At 69.1% G+C, this 983-nt stretch carries 2 protein-coding genes; one reads left to right on the top strand and one right to left on the bottom strand.

What is annotated here, in order from left to right:
* On the bottom strand, positions 1-273 hold a 273-nt coding region (locus G3N93_RS40785), incomplete at its 3' end, for a LysR family transcriptional regulator (protein ID WP_206135610.1).
* A 112-nt stretch (positions 274-385) separates the two neighbouring features.
* Here G3N93_RS40785 and G3N93_RS40780 point away from each other — a divergent pair.
* Positions 386-983, top strand: a 598-nt coding sequence (locus G3N93_RS40780) for a glutathione S-transferase family protein (RefSeq protein ID WP_206135609.1), incomplete at its 3' end; no start/stop codon positions are given.

Below are 983 nucleotides of genomic sequence, written 5' to 3'. Positions count from 1 at the left end.
CACCGCGAGTGCCGGCTCGAACGCGCGTTCGAGCACGCTGAGGCCCTGGCGCACCTGCAGCGCGAGCGCGTGCGCGGCGTGCGTCGGCGTCGCGCCGTTTCGCTCGCGCGTGAAGAGCGGATAGCCGAGCTGCGCCTCGAGCGCGCGGATGTGCTGGCTGACGGCGCCTTGCGTGAGCGCGAGTTCGTCGGCCGCACGCGTGAAGCTCTGCAGCCGCACGGCGGTCTCGAACGCGCGCAGCGTCTGCAGCGGAGGAAGGTGGATGCGTCGCATGCGGGTATTAGTAACACTAATGTCCGAGCACGACAATTCATCGTTTGCGGCGAGCAGGCCCGCGTTCCTACACTCGGTTCCGTCTTCCACAGCCCCGTCGGGCCACCCCACCATGAACGCATATCGTCTCTATCTTTCGCCGGGCGCCTGCTCGCTTGCCGCCCACATCGCGCTGGAGGAAACCGGCGCACCGTTCGACGTCGAGATCGTCTCCGTGCAGCAGCAGCAAAACCTCGAAGCGCGCTATCTCGCGATCAACGCGAAGGCGCGCGTGCCGGTGCTCGCGATTCCGGGCGAGCCGCACGTGCTGACCGAAACGCCGGCGATCCTCACGTATCTCGCGCGCCGTTATCCGGATGCGCAATTGCTGCCGCTCGGCGATCCGCTGCGCGAGGCACGGTGCCACGAGTGGCTCGCCTGGCTGGTCGGCTGGGTGCATGGCGTCGGCTACGGCGCGCTGTGGCGGCCGGGCCGCTTCATCGGCGATCCGGCGTTGCACGGCGAGGTCAGCGCGCACGGGCGAGGCACGATCGAAGCCGCGAACGCGGTGATCGAAGCCGCGCTCGCCGACGGCCGACCGTGGGCCGAGCCGGGCGCGCATTCGATCGTCGATCCGTTCCTGTTCGTGCTGTATCGCTGGGGTGTCGCAATCGGGCTCGACATGACGCGGCATCCCGCGTGGACCGCCCACGCGCAGCGCGAGGCCGAAA

Origin of the sequence: Burkholderia sp. Se-20378, assembly GCF_017104665.1 — a bacterium.
GTDB lineage: Bacteria > Pseudomonadota > Gammaproteobacteria > Burkholderiales > Burkholderiaceae > Burkholderia > Burkholderia lata.
Note: the sequence above shows the minus strand (reverse complement) of the source record. Positions and strands in the feature narration are given on the sequence as shown.